The organism is Scandinavium sp. UTDF21-P1B, assembly GCF_040750395.1.
Classification (GTDB): domain Bacteria; phylum Pseudomonadota; class Gammaproteobacteria; order Enterobacterales; family Enterobacteriaceae; genus Scandinavium.
Genome location: NZ_JBFLVD010000002.1, coordinates 113,746 through 133,350, shown reverse-complemented (window position 1 = coordinate 133,350; position 19,605 = coordinate 113,746). Strand labels below are relative to the sequence as shown.

Here is a 19,605-nt window from a genome sequence, read left to right as displayed (position 1 = left end):
TAGTCTCTGACCGTTTGCAAGCCGCGAAGCCACAGATGACGGAACAACAAATACAACGTATGAAAAAACGTATTCCCACCCTTCTGGCTACCCTGATCGCCAGCGCCCTGTACAGTCAGCAGAGCGCCGCCGCCGACCTCGCATCACAGTGTATGCTAGGGGTACCAAGCTATAACCGTCCGCTGGTTCAGGGGGATACTAATAGCCTGCCTGTCACCATCAACGCCGATCACGCCAAAGGGAATTACCCTGATGATGCCGTATTTACCGGCAATGTCGATATTAATCAGGCAAACAGCCGACTGCAGGCGGATGAGGTGCAGCTGCATCAGAAACAGGCACCGGGTCAGGCCGATCCTGTGCGAACTGTCGATGCTCTGGGTAATGTACACTATGACGACAACCAGGTGATCCTGAAAGGTCCTAAAGCCTGGTCAAACCTGAATACCAAAGACACTAACGTCTGGCAGGGCGATTACCAGATGGTAGGGCGTCAGGGCCGCGGTACCGCCGACGTGATGAAACAGCGTGGCGAAAATCGCTATACCATTCTGGATAACGGCACTTTCACCTCTTGTCTGCCGGGTTCAAATACCTGGAGCGTAGTGGGTAGCGAAGTTATCCATGACCGCGAAGAGCAGGTTGCTGAAATCTGGAACGCCCGCTTTAAAATTGGCCCGGTGCCGGTGTTCTACAGCCCTTACCTGCAGCTGCCGGTCGGTGACAAGCGTCGTTCAGGCTTCCTGATCCCGAATGCCAGGTACAGCAGCAACAACGGCTTTGAGTTCTATCTGCCGTACTACTGGAACATTGCGCCAAACTTCGATGCCACGATTACTCCGCACTATATGGACAAACGCGGCGGCGTCATGTGGGAAAACGAATTCCGTTATCTGACCCAGGCGGGCGCAGGCCTGTTTGAGTTTGATTATCTGAATAAAGACAAGGTCTACGAAGACGACTATCCCTCTGAAGATAACAGCCGTCGCTGGCTCTTCTACTGGAAACACTCGGGCGTAATGGACCAGGTCTGGCGATTCAATGCCGACTACACCAAAGTCAGCGATCCGCATTACTTCAATGACTTCGACTCCAAATACGGCTCCAGCACCGATGGCTATGCGACGCAGAAATTCAGCGTGGGTTACGCCGTAGAGAACTTTAACGCCACGGTTTCGAGCAAGCAGTTCCAGGTCTTCGATACGCAGAACAGCAACTCCTATGCGGCGCAACCGCAGCTGGACGTTAACTTCTATCAGAACGATGTCGGTCCATTTGACACCCGTATTTATGGCCAGGCGGTGCATTTTAAAAACACCAACGACAACATGCCGGAAGCCACGCGTGTCCACCTCGAGCCCACCATCGACCTGCCGCTGTCTAACGACTGGGGAAGCATCGATACCGAGGCCAAGCTTCTGGCCACGCACTATCAGCAGGACGATGTCGACTGGTATAACACCCGATATCGGACAGACCTGAAAGAGAACGTCAACCGCGTGCTGCCGCAGTTCAAAGTTGACGGCAAGATGGTCTTTGAACGCGATATGGACTGGTCTCAGGGCTATATCCAGACCCTGGAACCACGAGCCCAGTACCTCTATGTACCGTACAAAGATCAAAGCAATATTATGCAGTACGACTCCACGCTGCTGCAGTCGGACTACAGCGGTCTGTTCCGCGACCGCTCTTACAGCGGCCTCGATCGTATTGCCTCAGCAAACCAGGTAACGACTGGCGTGACAACCCGCGTTTATGATCAAAATGCCGTTGAACGTTTTAACGCATCCGTGGGTCAAATCTACTACTTCACGCCGTCCCGTACGGGTGATGAAAGTGATGACTGGTCTTCAAGCGATCAAAAAGGCTCGCTGGTATGGGCAGGTGATACCTACTGGCGCATGACCGATCGGTGGGGCCTGCGCGGCGGTATTCAGTACGATACTCGTCTGGATAACGTCGCTACCGGTAACGGTACGATTGAATACCGCCGTGATGAAAACCGTCTGGTTCAGCTGAACTACCGCTATGCAAGCCCGGAGTATATTAAGGCGACATTGCCGTCGAGTTACTCCACTGCGGCTCAGTATAAAGACGGGATTTCTCAGATTGGGACGACGGCAAGCTGGCCAATCGTCGACAGATGGTCAGTGGTGGGTGCGTATTACTACGACACCAACGTCAACAAGCCAGCGGATCAGATGTTGGCCGTGCAGTATAACTCCTGCTGCTACGCCATCCGCCTCGGCTATGAGCGCAAGCTCAACGGTTGGGATAACCAGAACGTGCAAGGGAAATACGACAACGTCATTGGCTTCAATATTGAACTGCGCGGCCTGAGTTCGAACTATGGCCTGGGCACTCAGCAGATGTTGCGTACGCCAATCATGCCGTATCAAAGCTCTTTGTAACGCCACAATTTAGAAACGTAATCCGCCTTTGCGGTTAATTGAAATGGAAAGAGTATGAAGAACTGGAAAACGCTGCTTCTCGGTATCGCCATGGTTGCGAATACCAGTTTCGCTGCCCCACAGGTTGTCGATAAGGTAGCAGCCGTCGTAAATAACGGCGTCGTACTGGAAAGCGACGTCGACAATATGATGCAGTCTGTGAAAGGCGGTGCCGGTCAGGCCGGACAGCAGCTGCCGGACGATGCTACGCTCCGTCACCAGATCCTGGAACGTCTGATCATGGATCAGATTGTCCTGCAGATGGGGCAAAAAATGGGCGTCAAAATCTCTGACGACCAGCTCGACCAGGCTATTGCCAACATCGCAAAACAGAACAACATGACCATGGATCAGATGCGCAGCCGTCTGGCCTATGACGGTATGAACTACAACACCTACCGCGCCCAGATCCGTAAAGAGATGATTATCTCTGAGGTGCGTAACAATGAAGTTCGCCGTCGTATCACCGTTCTGCCGCAGGAAGTGGACGCTCTGGCTTCCCAGATTGGCAACCAGAACGACGCCAGCACTGAACTGAACCTGAGCCATATCCTGATCCCGCTGCCGGAAAATCCAACGTCCGATCAGGTGAACGAAGCAGAAAGCCAGGCACGTTCTATTGTTGAACAGGCCAAAGGCGGCGCTGACTTCGGCAAGCTCGCCATCACTTATTCCGCAGACCAGCAGGCGCTGAAAGGCGGCCAGATGGGCTGGGGTCGCATTCAGGAACTGCCATCGATCTTCGCTCAGGCGTTAAGCACCGCGAAGAAAGGAGACGTGATTGGCCCAATCCGCTCCGGCGTCGGCTTCCACATCATCAAGGTGAACGATCTGCGCGGCCAGAGCCAGAGCATTTCCGTGACCGAAGTGCACTCTCGCCACATCCTGCTGAAGCCGTCACCTATCATGACGGACGATCAGGCTCGTGCGAAGCTTGAGCAGGTTGCTGCAGACATCAAGAGCGGCAAAACCACCTTTGATAAAGCCGCGAAAGAGCTCTCACAGGATCCGGGTTCTGCCAACCAGGGCGGTGACTTAGGCTGGGGCACGCCAGACATGTACGATCCGGCCTTCCGTGATGCGCTGATGAAACTCAGCAAAGGCGAAATGAGCGCCCCGGTTCACTCCTACTTCGGCTGGCATCTCATTCAGCTACTGGATACCCGCAACGTGGACCGTACCGACGCAGCGCAGAAAGATCGCGCTTACCGCATGCTGATGAACCGTAAGTTTGCCGAAGAAGCGGCCACCTGGATGCAGGAACAACGCGCCAGCGCTTACGTTAAAATTCTGAGCAACTAATGACGCAACACCAACGTGTGGTTATCACTCCCGGCGAACCCGCCGGGATTGGCCCCGACCTCGTGGTACAGCTGGCCCAGCTTGACTGGCCCGTTGAGCTGGTGGTGTGTGCCGATGAAACGCTTTTGACAGACCGGGCAGCAATGCTCGGTTTGCCTTTAACGCTCCTGCCCTATCGTGCCCACTGCGCACCTGTGCCGCAAAAAGCCGGTACGCTCACCCTGCTTTCCGTCCCGCTCCATGCCTCCGTGACGCCCGGTACGCTGAATGTGAAAAACGGTGCTTACGTCGTGGAAACGCTGGCTCGCGCCTGCGACGGTGCGACGAACGGCGAGTTTGCGGCGCTCATCACTGGCCCTGTGCAGAAAAGTATTATCAACGATGCCGGGATCCCGTTTATCGGGCATACCGAATTCTTTGAAGAGCGTTCAGGCACGCAAAAAGTGGTGATGATGCTGGCGACCGAGGAGCTTCGCGTTGCGCTGGCGACCACTCACCTGCCGCTGAAAGCCATCAGCGAGGCCATCACGGCCGATCTGTTGCGTGAGGTAATCGACATTCTCCACGACGATCTGCAAACCAAGTTTGGCATTAAAGCGCCACACATTCTGGTCTGCGGGCTGAACCCTCACGCGGGTGAAGGCGGCCACATGGGCATGGAAGAGATCGACACGATTATTCCGGTGCTAGATGAAATGCGCGCCAGAGGCATGAATCTGAGCGGGCCGCTGCCTGCTGACACCCTTTTCCAGCCTAAATATCTCGACCATGCCGACGCGGTGCTTGCGATGTACCACGATCAGGGCCTGCCCGTGCTAAAATACCAGGGTTTCGGCCGCGCAGTGAATATTACGCTCGGCTTACCTTTTATCCGTACGTCCGTTGACCATGGCACCGCGCTTGAACTGGCGGGCCAGGGGAAAGCGAACGTCGGCAGTTTTATTACGGCGCTTAATCTCGCCATCAAAATGATTGTTAACTCTCAATGAATAATCGAGTCCATCAGGGCCACTTAGCCCGTAAACGCTTCGGGCAAAACTTCCTCAACGATCAGTTTGTGATCGACAGCATTGTTTCGGCCATCAACCCACAGAAGGGTCAGGCGATGGTTGAAATCGGCCCCGGCCTTGCTGCGCTGACCGAACCGGTTGGCGAGCGCCTGGACAAACTGACCGTTATCGAGCTTGACCGCGATCTGGCTGCTCGTCTGCAAACGCACCCGTTCCTCGGGCCAAAGCTCACTATTTTTCAGCAGGATGCGATGACCATGAACTTCGGCGATCTGTCGAAGGAGATGGGTCAGCCGCTGCGCGTATTCGGCAACCTGCCGTACAACATCTCTACCCCGCTGATGTTCCACCTGTTTAGCTATACTGATGCCATCGCCGACATGCACTTCATGCTGCAAAAAGAGGTGGTTAACCGTCTGGTTGCAGGGCCAAACAGTAAGGCGTATGGTCGATTAAGCGTGATGGCACAGTACTACTGCAACATCATACCCGTGCTGGAAGTACCGCCAACCGCTTTTACGCCACCGCCGAAAGTGGATTCTGCCGTGGTGCGTCTGGTGCCACACGCCACGCTGCAGCATCCGGTGAAAGAGATTCGGGTGTTAAGCCGAATCACCACCGAAGCGTTCAACCAGCGTCGTAAAACCATTCGTAACAGCCTCGGCAATATCTTCTCCGTAGAGGTACTGACCGAGCTTGGCGTTGACCCGGCGATGCGTGCAGAAAACATCTCTGTCGCCCAGTACTGCCGCATGGCGAACTGGCTGTCAGACAATGCGCCCCCAAAGGAGAGCTAAACCATGATCAATTCGCCCCGCGTTTGTGTCCAGGTCCAGAGCGTTTACATTGAGGCGCAGTCCTCACCGGAAGATGAGCGCTATGTGTTTGCCTATACGGTCACGATCCGCAACCTGGGGCGAGGATCGGTGCAGCTGCTTGGCCGCTACTGGTTGATTACCAATGGCCACGGCCGGGAAACCGAAGTGCAGGGAGAAGGCGTCGTGGGCGTGCAACCGCACATCGCGCCTGGCAACGAATATCAGTACACCAGCGGTGCCGTACTGGAAACGCCACTCGGCACCATGCAGGGTCACTATGAAATGATCGACGCAGAGGGCAACCCTTTCAGCATCGATATTCCCGTTTTCCGTCTGGCCGTGCCAGCCCTCATCCATTGATACAATGAGCACATACCTTATTGGCGACGTTCACGGCTGCTACGATGAACTGATCGCGTTATTAAAGCAGGTGAACTTTCAGCCCGGTCAGGACGAACTCTGGCTGACGGGCGATCTCGTTGCACGCGGCCCGGCATCGCTTGACGTTCTGCGTTATGTGAAGTCGCTCGGCGAGAGCGTGCGCCTGGTACTCGGCAATCATGACCTGCATCTGCTGGCGGTATTCGCCGGGATAAGCCGTAATAAGCCGAAAGACAGATTAACCCCGCTGCTGGAAGCACCGGATGCCGACGAGCTGCTGAACTGGCTGCGCCGCCAGCCGCTGCTGCAGGTAGATAAAGAGAAAAAGCTGGTAATGGCCCATGCCGGGATCACGCCCCAGTGGGATCTGGAAACCGCAGAGCTGTGCGCCCGCGATGTTGAAGCGGTGCTGTGCAGTGACTCTTATCCTTTCTTCCTCGATGCCATGTACGGTGATTTACCCAACCACTGGTCGCCAGAGCTCTCCGGCCTGGCGCGTCTGCGCTTCATCACCAACGCTTTCACGCGCATGCGCTACTGCTTCCCGAACGGTCAGCTCGACATGTACACCAAAGAGTCGCCGGAAAACGCGCCTGCACCGCTGAAGCCGTGGTTCGCCATTCCGGGTCCGGTCACAGACGAGTACAGCGTGATTTTCGGCCACTGGGCATCGCTTGAAGGTAAGGGTACGCCGGAAGGGGTTTACGCGCTGGATACGGGCTGCTGCTGGGGTGGAGAACTGACGTGCCTGCGTTGGGAAGATAAGCAATATTTTGTGCAGCCGTCTAATCGCCATCTGGATTTAGGTGAAGACGAGGCTGTTGCTTCTTAATCGACTTGCCTGATGGCGCTGATTGCCAGGTGGCGGCTGATGCCTTACCTGGCCTACAAATCAGGCCTACAAAAAAGTAGCCCCGGTAAGCATCGCACCACCGGGGAAGACACCTTAACGCCTGTCTAAAATCTCAAAGCAGTAGCTATGTGAATTCTGCTCGTCTGCATCGTGAAACTCGCTGAACGTGGATTCCCAGTCGTCCGGATCGTAATCCGGGAAGTGAGTATCCCCTTCCACTTCCGCATCAATGTGCGTCAGATACAGTCGCTGCGCTTTCGGCAGGAACTGTTCGTACACGCGACCACCGCCGATCACCATGATCTCTTCGGCATCGCCGCAGGCCGCGATGGCTTCATCCACCGATTTGACCCACGTCACGCGATCGTCCGTACCTGCCTGACTGCTGATCACGATGTTTTTACGGCCTGGCAGCGGGCGACCAATGGATTCCCAGGTCAGACGCCCCATCACCACGGGTTTGTTTAACGTTGTACGCTTGAACCAGGCGAGATCGGCAGGAATGTCCCAGGGCATGGCGTTTTCCATGCCGATAACGCGATCCACCGCTAACGCCGCAATCAGACTGATCATTGAAAATTTCCCGGATGCAAAAATTGCCGCCACTATACGGAAAGCATAATCTTTCGTCGACTGGCGGCTGAGTAAAGAAGAGGAAATATTTTCCCCTTCTTTCTAAGTGCCCGTTAAACCGAAGGTTTCGTCTCCGGCTCGTCTGCCGGGTTGCCGGTATGTTTACCTTCTTCTGTTCCCTGCCAGCCGTGGCGCTGGATAATCGCCATATTGCTACGGTCTTCGTTGATGATATCGGTCAGCATCGCGCTGGTGCGTTTGAACGCCGCCGCGAACGACGCATCATCCTCTTCCGCCATATCCACCATCTCTTCAACCATGCGCACGTTAAAACGACGGAAAACATCCGCACGCTCACGCGCTTCATAGGCACCGAGCCCCAGCGCTTCCAGCGCCATGCGGCCTGACTTGAGTGCACCTTCGAACGTTTCACGCTCCGGTGCCTCAATGCCCGCCTGCCTCAGCTGAATATAGTGATCGATATCGCGGGCGCGGGCGATAATCCGCAGATGCGGGAAGTGCTCTTTCGCAAGCGTCGTCAGCTCGAGGTTCGATTTGGGATCGTCAATTGCGTTGATCAGTACTTCTGCTCGCGCAGCACCGGCTGACTCCAGCATATCGACCCGCGTGGCATCACCGTAAAACACCTTCATATCGAATTTACGCAGCGTATCGACATGATCCGGATCGTGATCGAGGATGACCATTTTAACGCCGCTGGAAAGCAGCATTCTCCCGGCTATCTGCCCAAAACGACCAAAGCCTGCAATGATGACGCGCGGCTGCTCCTCATCGATCTCATCGGCTTCACGCTCCTGACCACTGGCGGATTGTTCAAGGCGGGACAGCACCACCAGCAGGATCGGCGTTGATGCCATTGACAGCGCGACGGCAAGCGTCAGCGCCTTAGCCCATTCGGGATCCAGCACGTTGGCCATCTGCGCTGCGCCAAAGACCACAAACGCAAACTCACTTCCCTGCCCTAACAGCACGGCAAACCAGCGCCGCTGCGCTTTTGGCACGCCCAGAGGTCGGGCAATGAGCCACAGCATCACGGCTTTGATAATAAGGAAGCCCGCCAGCAGAATCAGAATCCGCAGCGGATGCGTAACCAGCGTCCCGAAGTCGATTGACATCCCTACGCCGATAAAGAACAGCCCCAGCAGCAGACCTTTGAACGGCTCGATATCGCTTTCCAGCGCATGACGATATTCGGAGCTTGCCAGCAGCACGCCCGCCAGGAATGCGCCCATCGCCATGGATAAACCGACTTCTTCCAGCAGCAGACCAAAGCCGAAGACCAGAAACAGCGCCACTGCGCTGAAGACCTCGCGCAGGCCGGAACGGGCGACAAAACGCAGCACCGGACGGGTGACATAGCGCCCAAGCAGAATAACCAGCACCAGCGCACCCGCCACTTTGAGCGCTGAAAGGCCAAAGGCAGCAAGCGTTGTTGAGGCCCCGCTTGTCGCCAGCAGTGGGATCATCGCTACCAGCGGAATCGCCGCAATATCCTGGAACAGCAGTACCGCAAAAGCGCTGCGCCCGAGCTGAGAAACCGTCAGATTACGCTCATTCATAGCCTGCATGGCAATCGCCGTTGAGGAAAGCGCCAGCGTCATACCGATAAGCTCCGCAACTTTCCAGTCGAGGCCAAGCAGCATGCAAAACACGCCAATAAGCGCGCCGCAGGCGACCATCTGTAATGCTCCACCGCCAAACACCGACGCGCGAAGCTTCCACAAGCGCTGTGGATCGAGCTCGAGACCAATGACGAACAGCATCAGCACCACGCCAATTTCGGCGAAGTGCAAAATAGACTCGGCATCCGTGACCAGACGTAAGCCCCACGGCCCGATAATGCAGCCAGCGATCAGATAACCGAGTACCGATCCCAGCCCCAGGCGCACCGCAATGGGCACGATTAATGCCGCCGAGCCGAGATAAATCAGCGCCTGAATGAGCGTATGACTATCCATGATGCACCTCCTGCCATTCCATCAGCCGTTGTTTATAGTGACGCGCCTGCGCAGCGAGGGTTTCATCATCGCAGATAAAGGTGCAGTGCATGGCGAACGGGGGGAGCCAGTTCAGACCGCAATAGATCGCAGTGGCCTGCAAAGGCTGGGCAAGAATGTCAAAACCTGGAAAGCTGCCAACGGCAAAGTGATCTTCCCCCCCGCCGGTGGTCACCGCCCACATCAGGCTTTTACCCTGCAGCGCCGTGCCGCCGTGCCCGTAGGCCCAGCCGTGAGAAAGGACTTTGTCGATCCAGAGTTTGAGGAGCGGCGGCACGCTGTACCACTGCATTGGGTGCTGCCAGATAACCAGGTCGGCGCGGGAAAGCGCCTCCTGCTCAGCGGCAACGTCGATGTTAAAATCGGGATAGAGGTGATAAAGAGAACGGATTTCTACGCCGTCGACTTCCCTTGCCTGCTCAAGCATCCGCTTATTCGCATGCGAGTGCTGCGGATAGGGATGTGCATAAATAATCAAAATCATCTGTTAGCCTGTTTTGCCTTACTTTGTGTTATCAGCAAAGTGTAGACAGTTCGGCCCCAGGCTAACAGTGAAGATTCGTGCCGTTAATGGTCGAGAAAACTGAATCAGTTATCTAATTCACCCATCGATTGCACCTGATCGCGGTTAATCTGTTCGGTTTTACCTGTTTCGGCGTTCTTGTAAGAGACCAGACCGGTGTCTTTATCTACCTCAGGCTTGCCATCGGTAACAATCGTTTTACCGTCGGTGGTTTTCACCGCCTGGTTTGAGGAACAGCCCGCTACGGTAAGCAAAGTGGCAGCGGCAAACAGTGAAGTGATCAGAAGGTTATTACGCATGGTGCTCTCCCGTGCTGTGTATTATTGATTCTCTCGCTAACCATTTTAGGCTAACTGACTGAACACAGATGGAAAACCAGAAGTTTCTTAAGATGAAGTGCGGAAGTGGCGGCATTTTGTCATGCCCGGCAAGCAGAACGCCGCCGGGCAATATTGCCGGGAGGCGACGACGCCTGACCCGGCCTGCTGCGAGATTACTTGTTAATCTGCGCGTGCATTTCCTGCACCGAAATCACCTTCTCGGTGGCGTCCGCGTTCAGCGCCATGGCCGTCGCGAAGCCGCCGTTCAGGGTGGTGTCGTAATGCACTTTGTACTGCAGTGCGCTGCGGCGAATCAGCTTAGAGTCTTCAATCGCCTGGCGGCCTGCGGTGGTGTTGATGATGTAGGTGTACTCGCCATTCTTGATACGGTCCTGAATGTGCGGACGGCCTTCATGCACTTTATTCACCAGACGCGGGTTGATACCGGCTTCACCCAGCACGACGGCGGTGCCGTGGGTGGCATCCAGCTCAAAGCCCTGCTTAAGCAGCTTCGCCGCCAGGTCCACCACGCGCTCTTTGTCACCTTCACGCACGGAGAGCAGCGCACGGCCCTGCTTCTTCATGGTGGAGTTGCTGCCGAGCTGCGCTTTGGCAAAGGCTTCCGCGAAGGTGCGACCAACGCCCATCACTTCCCCGGTAGAGCGCATTTCTGGCCCTAACAGCGGGTCGACGCCCGGGAACTTGTTGAACGGCAGCACAACTTCTTTCACCGAGTAGTACGGCGGGATGATTTCTTCAGTGTGGCCCTGCTGCTTCAGCGACTGGCCGACCATCACGCGCGCCGCCACTTTCGCCAGAGGCAGGCCGGTGGCTTTAGAAACGAACGGCACGGTACGCGCTGCACGCGGGTTCACTTCAATCAGGTAGACTTCGTTGTCTTTCACCGCGAACTGCACGTTCATCAGGCCGCGAACCTGCAGCTCGAAGGCCAGCTTCTGCACCTGCTCGCGCATCACGTCCTGAATCTCTTTGCTCAGGGTGTAGGCTGGCAGAGAACACGCGGAGTCACCGGAGTGAACGCCCGCCTGTTCGATATGCTCCATGATGCCGCCAATCAGCACGCTTTCGCCATCGCAGATGGCGTCAACGTCCACTTCCACCGCATCGTCCAGGAAGCGGTCCAGCAGTACTGGCGCATCGTTAGACACGCTGACCGCGGTCTGGAAGTAGCGGCGCAGGTCGGCTTCGTCATAAACGATTTCCATCGCGCGGCCGCCGAGTACGTAGGAAGGACGCACCACCAGCGGATAGCCGATGTCTTTCGCCTTCTCGACCGCCATGTCGATGGTGGTGACGGTGGCGTTCGCAGGCTGCTTCAGTTTCAGACGGTCAACCGCCTGCTGGAAGCGCTCGCGGTCTTCAGCACGGTCGATAGCGTCCGGGCTGGTGCCGATAATCGGTACGCCCGCCGCTTCCAGCGCACGCGCCAGCTTCAGCGGAGTCTGGCCGCCGTACTGCACGATAACGCCCTTCGGTTTCTCGATGCGTACGATTTCCAGCACGTCTTCAAAGGTCACTGGCTCGAAGTACAGGCGGTCAGAGGTGTCGTAGTCGGTGGAGACGGTTTCCGGGTTACAGTTGACCATGATGGTCTCATAACCATCTTCACGCAGCGCCAACGACGCGTGTACGCAGCAGTAGTCGAACTCAATACCCTGGCCGATACGGTTCGGGCCGCCGCCGAGGACCATGATTTTGTCACGGTCGGTAGACGGGTTCGCTTCGCACTCTTCTTCGTACGTGGAGTACATGTACGCGGTATCGGTAGAAAATTCTGCCGCACAGGTATCCACGCGCTTGTAAACCGGGTGCAGGTTGTACTGGTCGCGCAGTTTGCGCACTTCGGACTCGCGTACGCCGGCCAGTTTTGCCAGACGCGCATCGGCAAAGCCTTTACGCTTCAGGGCGCGCAGGAAATCAGCGTCAAGGCCGGTGATGCCGACTTCTGCCACTTTCTCTTCCAGACGCACCAGCTCTTCAATCTGCACCAGGAACCAGCGGTCAACGTTGGTCAGGTTGAAGACGCCGTCTACGGACAGGCCTGCACGGAACGCATCGGCGATGTACCAGATACGCTCGGCACCGGCGTCTTTCAGCTCGCGACGGATTTTTGTCAGCGCTTCAGGATCGTCCAGGCTCACTTTCGGGTCGAAGCCTGTTGCTCCCACTTCCAGACCGCGCAGCGCTTTCTGTAAGGACTCCTGCTGGGTACGGCCAATCGCCATCACTTCACCGACGGATTTCATCTGCGTCGTCAGGCGGTCGTTCGCGCCCACAAACTTCTCGAAGTTGAAGCGAGGGATTTTGGTCACAACGTAGTCGATGGACGGCTCGAAGGACGCCGGTGTACGCCCGCCGGTGATGTCGTTCATCAATTCGTCGAGGGTGTAACCTACCGCCAGTTTCGCCGCCACTTTGGCAATCGGGAAGCCGGTCGCTTTCGAAGCCAGCGCGGAAGAACGAGACACGCGCGGGTTCATTTCGATAACAATCAGGCGACCGTTTTTCGGGTTCACGGAGAACTGGACGTTGGAGCCGCCGGTTTCCACGCCGATTTCACGCAGCACCGCCATCGAGGCGTTACGCATGATTTGATATTCTTTGTCGGTCAGCGTCTGGGCAGGGGCAACGGTAATGGAGTCGCCGGTGTGGATGCCCATGGCGTCGAAGTTTTCGATGGAGCAGACGATGATGCAGTTGTCGTTTTTATCACGCACCACTTCCATCTCGTACTCTTTCCAGCCGATCAGCGATTCATCAATCAGCAGTTCGTTGGTTGGAGAAAGATCCAGGCCACGGGCGCAGATCTCTTCGAACTCTTCGCGGTTGTAGGCGATGCCGCCGCCGGTGCCGCCCATGGTGAAGGACGGACGGATGATGCATGGATAGCCTACGTCGGCAGCAACGGCCAGCGCTTCTTCCATCGTATGCGCGATACCGGAACGGGCGGTATCCAGGCCGATTTTCTTCATCGCCACGTCGAAGCGACGGCGGTCTTCCGCTTTATCAATCGCGTCGGCGGTAGCGCCAATCATTGTCACGCCGAATTCTTCCAGCACGCCCTGACGCTCCAGCTCCAGCGCGCAGTTCAGCGCAGTCTGGCCGCCCATGGTCGGCAGGACCGCGTCCGGACGCTCTTTTTCGATGATTTTACGTACCACTTCCCAGTGAATCGGCTCGATGTAGGTTGCATCGGCCATTTCCGGGTCGGTCATGATGGTTGCCGGGTTGGAGTTCACCAGAATGACGCGGTAGCCCTCTTCGCGCAGCGCTTTACACGCCTGGGCACCGGAGTAGTCGAACTCACAGGCCTGGCCGATAACAATCGGGCCAGCGCCGAGGATCAGGATGCTTTTTATGTCTGTACGTTTTGGCATGGTCTTCTCGGCTCCTGATTATTTAGCGGTCTTACGGTATTGCTCGATAAGTTCGATAAAGTGGTCGAACAGCGGCGCGGCATCGTGCGGGCCAGGGCTCGCTTCAGGGTGCCCCTGGAAACTGAACGCCGGTTTGTCGGTACGGTGGATGCCCTGAAGAGTGCCGTCGAACAGCGACTTATGCGTCACGCGCAGCGTGGCAGGCATTGATGCTTCGTCAACCGCAAAACCGTGGTTCTGCGCGGTGATCATCACCGTGTTGTTGTCGATGTCTTTCACCGGATGGTTGCCGCCGTGGTGGCCGAACTTCATCTTGATGGTTTTGGCTCCGCTCGCCAGCGCCAGCAGCTGATGGCCGAGGCAGATACCAAATACCGGAATATCGGTTTCGAGGAATTTCTCAATCGCGGTAATCGCGTAGTCGCACGGTGCCGGGTCGCCCGGGCCGTTGGAAAGGAAGATGCCGTCCGGGTTCATCGCCAGCACGTCTTCGGCCGGGGTTTTCGCCGGAACAACGGTCAGGCGGCAGCCGCGGTCTACCAGCATGCGCAGGATGTTGCGCTTTGCGCCGTAGTCATAGGCCACTACGTGGAACGGTAGCTCTTCTTCTTTCTTCGCTTCCGGTAGTTCACCCGCGAGCGTCCAGCTGCCCTGAGTCCAGCTGTAGGATTCCGCGGTGGTGACTTCTTTTGCCAGATCCATGCCGTTCAGGCCAGGGAAGGCTTTAGCCTTCTCCAGCGCCAGCTGAGCATCCAGGTTATCGCCTGCGATAATGCAGCCGTTCTGGGCGCCTTTTTCGCGCAGTAAACGGGTCAGCTTGCGGGTATCGATATCGGCAATCGCCACGATATTGTGACGCTTCAGGTAAGTCGAGAGGTCTTCAGTACTGCGGTAGTTGCTGGCAATCAGCGGCAGGTCGCGAATGATGAGGCCCTGAGCATGTACCTGGGAAGATTCTTCATCAGCGGCGTTGGTGCCGACATTACCGATATGGGGATAAGTGAGAGTGACGATTTGGCGGGAATAGGAAGGATCAGTGAGGATTTCTTGATAACCGGTCATTGAAGTATTGAAAACGACTTCCCCAACCGCCGAACCCGTTGCCCCTATGGCCCGACCGTGAAACTGGGTTCCGTCTTCCAGAACCAAAAGCGCTGACTTAATCAAAACATCCTCCAGAGAATATTCACTCAGTTTATCTGCATATTAATTCACTCAATACGATGAATCAATGCAAATCTGCTGCCCGCGAATTTCGTGCAAACGGCGGCATTCTGGAGATTAACGAGGAGAAAGTCAACGTAAAGACGGGTATTTTTTATGTTATTTCACGCCACTGGTGAATACGTCGCTGTAAGACAGGCAAAAAGATCATCTAACAGCCTTTCAGGAAACGCTTGCGCGCCAGGATAAGTGTAAAAATGAGGAGAGGGAAGTAAAAAAGTGGACCAGATGGTCAAAATTTACATTTACTCAACACATAATGAGATGATCACTTTATATTTTACCCTCTTAGAAATGAAAAACGATTCAAACAGATAAAATAAAAGGGCAATAAATTATTGCCCTCTGCAATCAACCAATTACGATTGCCACAACCACATCACGATGGGGTAAAACCTTTACAATCTGTTCAAATCTAGCACATCACGCATATCAAAAAGGCCATTACGTTTTTCTTTAAGCCACAAGGCCGATCTTACTGCCCCATTGGCAAAGGTCATGCGACTTGATGCTTTATGCGTGATTTCTATTCTTTCACCGATATCAGCGAACATCGCGGTATGTTCACCGACGATATCGCCTGCACGTACGGTAGCAAAACCAATTGTGCCCGGCTCGCGTTCTCCTGTGTGGCCTTCACGACTGTACACGGCACACTCTTTCAGATTTTTATCGAGCGCATGGGCAATCGCCTCGCCCATCGCCAGCGCAGTGCCGGAGGGGGCATCGACTTTATGACGGTGGTGCGCTTCAATAATTTCGATATCGGTGTAGTCGCCCATCACCTTCGCTGCCTTTTCCAGCAGCTTGAGCATGACGTTAACGCCGACGCTAAAGTTAGCCGCGAACACAATCGCAATGCTTTCTGAAGCGTCACGAATCGCCTGTTTACCCGCTTCGTCAAAACCGGTGGTGCCAATCACCATGCCTTTGCCGTGTTCGCGACAAAACGCCAGATGATGCAGGGTCCCTTCCGGGCGGGTAAAATCGATAAAGACGTCGAAATCATCCTTCACCGCGTCCAGGCTGCATTGCACCTTCACGCCTGTTACACCCATTCCCGCCAGTTCACCGGCATCTGCGCCCAGCAGAGAAGAGCCTTCACGTTCTAACGCCGCCCCGAGCTTTACGCCTTCCAGCTGCGCGGCGGCCTGAATCAGTTGCCGTCCCATACGGCCGCCCGCGCCAGCAATGGCGACGCGGATGTGTCCATCATGCATATCTATTCTCTTCGTTAATACAATGTAAATCGTTTTCAGAGTAACCAGCGCCTGAACACCCTGCCACCCAAAAACGTCGATAATTAGAATTTAACGTGAAACCACGATGAATATCAGTAAAAAGCATGGCGCTTAGCGAAAACCGCAGGAGCCCCGCACGACCAGCGTCGGCGGCAGGATCACCCGCTTCGGCGGTTCGTCGTTGCCCTGAATGCGGCTGAACAACAGCTCCCCCGCCTTGCGGCCAATCTCTTTTGCCGCCACCGATACCGTAGTCAGAGCCGGTTGCACCAGCGCAGCCTCGGTAATATCGTCAAAACCCACCAGCGCAAAATCACGCCCTGGTTCGCGCCCCGATTTGCGTAAAGCCTGCATAACGCCCAGCGCGACAATATCCTGATAGCATACGGCGGCGGTAATTTCCGGATAATGGCTTAAAAGCGCTTCCGCAACCCGCGCACCATCGCTCTGGCTCGCCTGAGAAGTGACAATCCACTCCGGCCTTGGCGAAACACCGCTTTCCAGCAGCTTGCTGGTAAAACCGCCAATACGCTGCGACCTTGTGCCGGAATTCTGACTGCCGCCGATAAAAGCGATGTTTTTGTGCCCGAGCTTCAGTAAATGCGCCGTCGCCATTTGCGTGCCAAGGAAGTTATCCGTGCCCACAAAATCAAAATCCGGATCGTCGAGCGGGCGCACCACCATAATGGCCGGAATATTGCGGCGCTTCAGGCCATCGAAAAAGGCCTGCGGCGTACCGCGCGCGGCACAGAGCACCATCCCGCAGGCGCTGTTGCGCATCAGCGAATCGACAAATTTCTGCTGCCTCTCCTCCGACTCTTCGCTGTTCGCCAGAAACAGCAGCATCTCGTGACGCTCCATTTCATGGCTCAGACCTGCGGTCATTTCACCGTAAAACGGGTTGGTGATGTCATGCAGCAGCAGGCCCACCTGGTTACTGCTGCGATTACGCAGATTCGCCGCAGTCTGGTTATAGACGTAGCCGGACTCATCCAGCGCTTTCAGCACTCTCTCCCGGGTCGCCTGCGAAATCCGCCCGCGGTTGCGCAGCACCATCGACACCGTTGCCGTAGACACTCCCGCCCGCTCGGCAACCAGGGCAAGCGTAATTGTTGTCATGGTTCCTCCTCTGTTCCGTACAGATTAATCGAATAACCTGATATTTGCATTACTCCCTGTGAGTTGCCTCACAGCCTGAATCACTAAACCCGGATTCTTGCTCCTTTTGCCGGGTTAATCGCGTTAACCACACTTTTCTCTTTCGGTTAATCGATTAATCTTAATGGACGCATTCAGGGAGATAAACATGACCGTAACCACCTATGATAAATTCCCGGAAGTCCCGGTTCAGGGCTTCGACAGCCAGGCCTGGCAGGGCTGGCGGGATATTATTGCCACGCTGAAAACCCGACTGACGCAAAAGCCCAAAATCGTGCTGGTGATTGACTGCTACCCGGGCGTGCGCCTCGCGGAGATTGAGCGAGAAATGACATCGCTGGATCCTGCACTGCTCCTCAACGCTGAAAACGCGCGCCGTGATGAGCAGTCATTACATGAGCTGCTGGCCCGCAATCTGACCGACGATCGCGTGTTTGGCGTGCTCTCCTGTCATCAGCTTCCGGAATTTTTTGACTCTGCCCGTCTGGAAACCCTACGCCGACAGGTCACCGATGTACAAGAAGGCCTGGTGATTGTTTACGGCCCCGGCGCTTCGCTGATACATCAGGGAGACGTGCTGATTTATGCCGATCTGCCGCGCTGGGAAATCCAGATGCGGATGCGCAGCGGCGAGCTTGGCAACTGGGGCGTCGAAAACCAACATGAAGATATTCTGCGCCGCTACAAGCGCGCCTTTTTCATCGAATGGCGGGTGTTCGATAAACACAAAACACCGCTGTTGAAACGTGCCGATTACCTGCTGGATACGACCCTTTCAGACGAGCCTGCGATGGTCAGCGGCGATGCGTTACGCGCAGGCCTGGCCCAAACCGCCGGACGTCCTTTCCGCGTAGTGCCGTTCTTCGACCCCGGCGTCTGGGGCGGCCAGTGGATGAAAAACCAGTTCGATCTCGATCCCTCGAAGCCTAACTACGCCTGGTGTTTTGACTGCGTGCCCGAGGAAAACAGCCTGTTGCTAAGGTTTGGCGACGTGCGGATCGAGATCCCTTCTCTCGACGTGGTTCTGCTGCACCCACGCGAACTGCTCGGTGAAAAAGTCCACGCCCGTTTTGGCGCAGAATTCCCGATTCGTTTCGATTTTCTCGACACCATCGGCGGCCAGAACCTCAGCTTCCAGGTCCATCCGCTGACCGAATACATTCAACAGCAGTTCGGCATGCACTACACCCAGGACGAGAGCTACTACATCCTGGAAGCCGAGCCGGACGCGGTCGTGTATCTCGGCACCAAAACGGGCACCGATCCCGTAGCCATGATTGACGATCTGCATCGCGCGGCGAACGGTGAAAAAGCCTTCGATGATGCGCGTTTCGTCAATCAGATCCCGGCCCGCAAGCACGATCACTTCCTGATCCCGGCGGGAACCGTCCACTGCTCCGGTTCCGGCACCATGGTGCTGGAGATCAGCGCCACGCCTTACATCTTTACCTTCAAGCTCTGGGACTGGGGCCGCCTCGGCCTCGACGGTTTGCCTCGCCCGGTGCATCTGGAGCATGGCGAACAGGTCATCGACTGGCAGCGGGACACAAAATGGGTCAATGAGCATCTGATCAACCGCATTGAGCCACTGGCCGAAGGCGAAGGCTGGCGCGAAGAGCGCACCGGATTGCATGAACGGGAATTTATCGAGACGCGCCGCCACTGGTTTACCGCCCCGGTAACGCATCACACTCACGGTGGCGTCAACGTGCTGAATCTCGTGGAAGGTGCAGAAGCCCGCGTGGAAAGCCCAACGGGGGCTTTCGATCCGTTCGTGGTGCACTACGCCGAAACCTTTATCGTCCCCGCGTCCGTCGGGGAATACCGAATTTCACCATGGGGCAAAGGCGTCGGACAACAGCTTGCCACCGTCAAAGCCTGGGTCAGGGGGTAAAAGATGATTTCCGTGATTGTCGCTTCACATGGCCCGCTGGCCGGCGCCTTACTGGAAAGCGCGAAAATGGTGTACGGCGAACTGCCGTACGTTCACGGCGTCACGCTCGGTGAAACTGCCGGAATAGAAGGCTTCCGGCATGATTTTTCCCGCACGCTGGCATCGGCAAGCGAAGGTGCAGACGGCGTGCTGGTGCTGTGCGATATGCAAAGCGGCACGCCGTGGAACGTGGCCTGTGAATACGCGTTTTCACCTCAAACCATGCCGCCCGTGGCGGTGCTGGCAGGGGTGAACTTGCCAATGTTGCTGCAAACCGACGACGTCCGGGCGCTGCAAAACGTTCATACCGCTGCTGCACTGCTGCTGGAGCTGACCCATCCGACGCTGGTGATTGCCGCTCCGGCATCGGTTACTCAATCTGATGATTTTTAAGGAGTCCGCC

The 19,605-nt window shown here is 56.0% G+C and carries 16 protein-coding genes; 8 read left to right on the top strand and 8 right to left on the bottom strand.

The features are described 5' to 3' along the window. Positions 1-59: 59 nt before the first annotated feature. From lptD to apaH, 6 genes are read left to right on the top strand one after another with little or no spacing between them, the layout of a single operon-like run. Positions 60-2,411, top strand: a complete 2,352-nt coding sequence (lptD, locus tag AB1287_RS01535) for an LPS assembly protein LptD (RefSeq protein WP_312626272.1) — start codon at positions 60-62, stop codon at positions 2,409-2,411. Between the two features lie 54 nt (positions 2,412-2,465). Next, on the top strand, positions 2,466-3,752 hold the full coding sequence (gene surA, locus AB1287_RS01530; RefSeq protein WP_435616733.1) for a peptidylprolyl isomerase SurA: 1,287 nt from the start codon (positions 2,466-2,468) through the stop codon (positions 3,750-3,752). Next, the gene (gene pdxA / locus AB1287_RS01525; protein ID WP_435616732.1) at positions 3,752-4,741 is read left to right on the top strand and encodes a 4-hydroxythreonine-4-phosphate dehydrogenase PdxA; all 990 of its coding nucleotides are present in this window, start codon (positions 3,752-3,754) and stop codon (positions 4,739-4,741) included. Before surA ends, pdxA begins: the two co-directional genes overlap by 1 nt. Continuing rightward, entirely contained in the window at positions 4,738-5,559 is an 822-nt protein-coding gene (gene rsmA / locus AB1287_RS01520) for a 16S rRNA (adenine(1518)-N(6)/adenine(1519)-N(6))-dimethyltransferase RsmA (RefSeq protein WP_435616731.1), read from the top strand. The genes pdxA and rsmA overlap by 4 nt, the downstream gene beginning before the upstream one ends. Before the next feature lie 3 nt (positions 5,560-5,562). Continuing rightward, entirely contained in the window at positions 5,563-5,940 is a 378-nt protein-coding gene (gene apaG / locus AB1287_RS01515) for a Co2+/Mg2+ efflux protein ApaG (RefSeq protein ID WP_312626090.1), read from the top strand. A gap of 4 nt (positions 5,941-5,944) precedes the next feature. Further along, a complete protein-coding gene (apaH, locus tag AB1287_RS01510; protein WP_312626089.1) occupies positions 5,945-6,793 on the top strand; it encodes a bis(5'-nucleosyl)-tetraphosphatase (symmetrical) ApaH in 849 nt (282 codons plus the stop codon). A 114-nt stretch (positions 6,794-6,907) separates the two neighbouring features. Here apaH and folA read toward each other — a convergent pair whose 3' ends face one another. The 8 genes from folA to AB1287_RS01470 all read right to left on the bottom strand — a co-directional run bounded on the left by folA (position 6,908) and on the right by AB1287_RS01470 (position 17,230). Continuing rightward, positions 6,908-7,387 carry a type 3 dihydrofolate reductase gene (gene folA / locus AB1287_RS01505; RefSeq protein WP_312626087.1) on the bottom strand — a complete coding sequence of 160 codons (480 nt, stop codon included), beginning with the start codon at positions 7,385-7,387 and terminating at the stop codon, positions 6,908-6,910. Between the two features lie 113 nt (positions 7,388-7,500). Continuing rightward, positions 7,501-9,366 (bottom strand): glutathione-regulated potassium-efflux system protein KefC, encoded by a 1,866-nt coding sequence (kefC, locus tag AB1287_RS01500; protein ID WP_312626085.1) that lies wholly within the window; start codon positions 9,364-9,366, stop codon positions 7,501-7,503. Then, positions 9,359-9,889 (bottom strand): glutathione-regulated potassium-efflux system oxidoreductase KefF, encoded by a 531-nt coding sequence (gene kefF, locus AB1287_RS01495; protein WP_435616730.1) that lies wholly within the window; start codon positions 9,887-9,889, stop codon positions 9,359-9,361. Before kefF ends, kefC begins: the two co-directional genes overlap by 8 nt. A gap of 104 nt (positions 9,890-9,993) precedes the next feature. Continuing rightward, on the bottom strand, positions 9,994-10,227 hold the full coding sequence (locus tag AB1287_RS01490; protein WP_312626082.1) for a YgdI/YgdR family lipoprotein: 234 nt from the start codon (positions 10,225-10,227) through the stop codon (positions 9,994-9,996). Between the two features lie 194 nt (positions 10,228-10,421). Then, the gene (gene carB / locus AB1287_RS01485; RefSeq protein WP_312626081.1) at positions 10,422-13,646 is read right to left on the bottom strand and encodes a carbamoyl-phosphate synthase large subunit; all 3,225 of its coding nucleotides are present in this window, start codon (positions 13,644-13,646) and stop codon (positions 10,422-10,424) included. Between the two features lie 18 nt (positions 13,647-13,664). After that, on the bottom strand, positions 13,665-14,813 hold the full coding sequence (carA, locus tag AB1287_RS01480) for a glutamine-hydrolyzing carbamoyl-phosphate synthase small subunit (RefSeq protein WP_312626080.1): 1,149 nt from the start codon (positions 14,811-14,813) through the stop codon (positions 13,665-13,667). 455 nt (positions 14,814-15,268) lie between these two features. Continuing rightward, positions 15,269-16,090 (bottom strand): 4-hydroxy-tetrahydrodipicolinate reductase, encoded by an 822-nt coding sequence (gene dapB / locus AB1287_RS01475; protein ID WP_435616729.1) that lies wholly within the window; start codon positions 16,088-16,090, stop codon positions 15,269-15,271. 132 nt (positions 16,091-16,222) lie between these two features. Beyond that, positions 16,223-17,230, bottom strand: coding sequence for a LacI family DNA-binding transcriptional regulator (locus AB1287_RS01470; protein WP_435616728.1), 1,008 nt, complete (start codon positions 17,228-17,230; stop codon positions 16,223-16,225). 187 nt (positions 17,231-17,417) lie between these two features. On the opposite strand from AB1287_RS01470, the gene AB1287_RS01465 reads away from it, so the two are divergent. Together AB1287_RS01465 and AB1287_RS01460 are read left to right on the top strand one after the other, a co-directional pair. Beyond that, positions 17,418-19,163: a class I mannose-6-phosphate isomerase gene (locus AB1287_RS01465; RefSeq protein ID WP_435616727.1), complete on the top strand. Its 1,746-nt coding sequence runs from the start codon at positions 17,418-17,420 to the stop codon at positions 19,161-19,163. A 3-nt stretch (positions 19,164-19,166) separates the two neighbouring features. Next, positions 19,167-19,595: a PTS sugar transporter subunit IIA gene (locus AB1287_RS01460; protein WP_435616726.1), complete on the top strand. Its 429-nt coding sequence runs from the start codon at positions 19,167-19,169 to the stop codon at positions 19,593-19,595. The last annotated feature ends 10 nt before the right edge of the window (positions 19,596-19,605 follow it).